3 protein-coding genes (1 of these 3 cut by a window edge) are annotated in these 2,500 nt (G+C 63.4%); all 3 read right to left on the bottom strand.

What is annotated here, in order from left to right:
• Positions 1-19 carry the beginning of a hypothetical protein gene (locus HMPREF1023_RS10190; protein ID WP_009306200.1) on the bottom strand. It extends 521 nt beyond the left edge of the window, so only the first 19 of its 540 coding nucleotides appear in the window; it begins with the start codon at positions 17-19; its stop codon lies beyond the left edge, outside the window.
• 155 nt (positions 20-174) lie between these two features.
• Positions 175-1,386, bottom strand: a complete 1,212-nt coding sequence (tyrS, locus tag HMPREF1023_RS10185) for a tyrosine--tRNA ligase (protein ID WP_009306199.1) — start codon at positions 1,384-1,386, stop codon at positions 175-177.
• A gap of 221 nt (positions 1,387-1,607) precedes the next feature.
• A partial coding sequence (locus tag HMPREF1023_RS10180) for a peptidase U32 family protein (protein WP_009306198.1) occupies positions 1,608-2,500 on the bottom strand: 893 nt, incomplete at its 5' end.

Below are 2,500 nucleotides of genomic sequence, written 5' to 3'. Positions count from 1 at the left end.
CGATCACGTTCTTCTTCATTTCGGTCGATCCTCCTGTTGTCGTTCGCTTCGTCCTTCATATGCAAAACGAACGAGGGGCGCGAATCCTTGCAAATATTTTCAAAAACTTTTCCAGAAGCAAAGCAGGCGGCCCGAAAGCCGCCTGCCGATTATTACACGATTCGAGGAAACGGGCTACACCAGCTTCACGAACTTTCGCTTGCCCACCTGCAGCGTCGCGCCCGCGAGCAGCGCAGGATCCACGTTGTAGGACTTCGCAGGCAGCGCTTCGCCGTTCACCTTGACACCGCCGCCGTCGATAAGACGACGCGCTTCGCCGGCGCTTGCAGCCAGGCTCGCATCGGCCAAAAGCTTCGCCAGGTACACGGTTCCGTCGTCGTTGGGCGTGAGGTCGGCTGCAAACTCGGGGATGTCGTCCGGCACGGCATGCTGTTTGAACACGAGGTCGAACTGCTCCTCGGCCGCCTGCGCCGCCGCCTCGTCGTAATACGCGGCTACGATATTCTTCGCCAGAGCGCGTTTCACCTTGTTCGGATGCAGCTCGTCGGCGGCCAGACCGCGCTCGATCTCGTCGATCTGATCGACCGGCAGCGCCGAGGCGAGACGATAGTACTTCACCATGAGCTCGTCGGGAATGGACATGACCTTGCCGAACATATCGGCAGGCTCGTCGGTGAGGCCGATGTAGTTGCCGTAGCTCTTCGACATCTTCTGCACGCCGTCAGTGCCCTCGAGCAAGGGCAACGTGAGGCACACCTGCGGCTCCATTCCCATCTTCTCCATGAGCTCGCGACCCGCCAACAGGTTGAACAGCTGGTCGGTGCCGCCCAACTCGACATCGGCTTTGATGACGACCGAGTCGTAGGCCTGCATGAGCGGGTAGAGGAATTCGTGCAGGCTGATGGGCTGGCTGTTGGTGTAGCGCTTGTGGAAGTCGTCGCGCTCGAGGATGCGGGCCACCGTGAAGTTGCTGGCCAGCTTCAGCAGGTCCTCCATGTTGAGCGAAAGCAGCCACTCGGAGTTGTAGCGCAGGGTGGTCTTCTCGGGGTCGAGGATCTTGAACGCCTGGTCGACGTAGGTTTGGGCGTTCGCCTTGATCTGCTCGGACGTGAGCTGCGGACGCGTGGTGTTGCGACCCGACGGATCGCCGATGAGCGCGGTGCCGTCGCCGATGATGAGCGTCACGCCGTGGCCGAGATCCTGGAACTGGCGCAGCTTGCGCAGCGGCACGGCATGGCCGAGATGGATATCGGGAGCAGTGGGATCGACGCCCAGCTTGATGTTGAGCGGCGTGCCCCGCTTGAGCTTCTCGAGCAGCGCGCTCTCCGGCACGATCTGCGCTGCGCCGGAAGCGATGGTGTGCAGTTGTTCTTCCGCGGAAAGCATGGTCTTCTCTTCCTCTCTATACACGTAGCTCATGATTCTACCATAGGGAGCAAGGAGGAGCCGTGCGAACGGCGCGCCCGCCATCGAGATGAGCGGAGTCGAAGAATCTCTCACGGGATCAGCTGTCAACGATTCAGCTGTCGCCGCACGGGATCCTTCGACTCGCTGCGCTCGCTCAGGATGGCGGGGTGGGAAGGCTCGTTCGGGATGGCGGGAAGAGCCTAGGAAACGCCCCTGAATAGATGACCGCTGGTGGTGCCGGGGGTTTTGGCGATGGCGTTGCCGTCGGCGTGGGCCACGTTACGCGCTCGGACGGCGCGCTGCACGGCCTTCGTGGTCTCCTCGACGTTCATGAGCGTGGTATCCACCAGGAACGACGTGATGCCCGCATGGATGAGGTCGGGCAGGGTCTGGGCCACATCGAGCTGAACACCGTTGAACAAGTGACTGCGGCCGAGCGCGTCGGTGACGACCGGGAACTCGTAGTCCTTGCGATCGCGCAGAAAATGCGGGCTCTTGCGGCGCGGACACTCGGCGCAGTTCTCGTCGCAGGGGCCTTGGCTCATGAGCAGGCAGTGCTCGGTGACCATGAGCTCTTGGGCGCCGATGATGGTAAGGCCTAGCTCAACCGGTGCATCTTCGGCGATGTCGGCGATCTGGCCCAGCGTGAGCTCGGGCGACAGCCACACCCGGCGCGCTCCCAGCTCGGCGGCCGCTGCGAGCGATAGCGGATTCGTGATGGGGATGTGCGGCCCTACTTCGACCTCGCATCCCAGCTCGGCGGCGCGCACGAGGCCGGCCAGATTCTCCACGAGCACAGGCTTGCCTGGCTTGACGTAGCGCCAAGGATCGAAATCGATGGCCGCCTCGCGCGTGCCCGGAACCTGGTCGTGTTCAACAGTTGGCAGCGCCACGACGGCCTGCTTCGGATAGCCCGCTTGCTCTGCAGTGGCAGAACGTTGGCCCGCCACCACGGCCTCGCCGCGCTTGTAGTTGAGCGCAGGCACGTAGATGATGTCAGCGCCTGCCCGCTTCGCCGCGCGTGCGCAGGCAGGATTCGTGGCCCACGCCGCGATGCGCACGCCGCGCGGGCGCGCGGGCGCAAGCGCCGTGC

It is taken from the genome of Eggerthella sp. 1_3_56FAA, from assembly GCF_000185625.1.
GTDB lineage: Bacteria > Actinomycetota > Coriobacteriia > Coriobacteriales > Eggerthellaceae > Eggerthella > Eggerthella lenta.
This window is presented reverse-complemented; position numbering and strand designations above follow the sequence as displayed.

Excerpts from the sequence above, each read along its gene's own strand:
- tyrS (WP_009306199.1), bottom strand. The coding sequence starts at position 1,386 with ATGCTTTCCGCGGAAGAACAACTGCACACCATCGCTTCCGGCGCAGCG.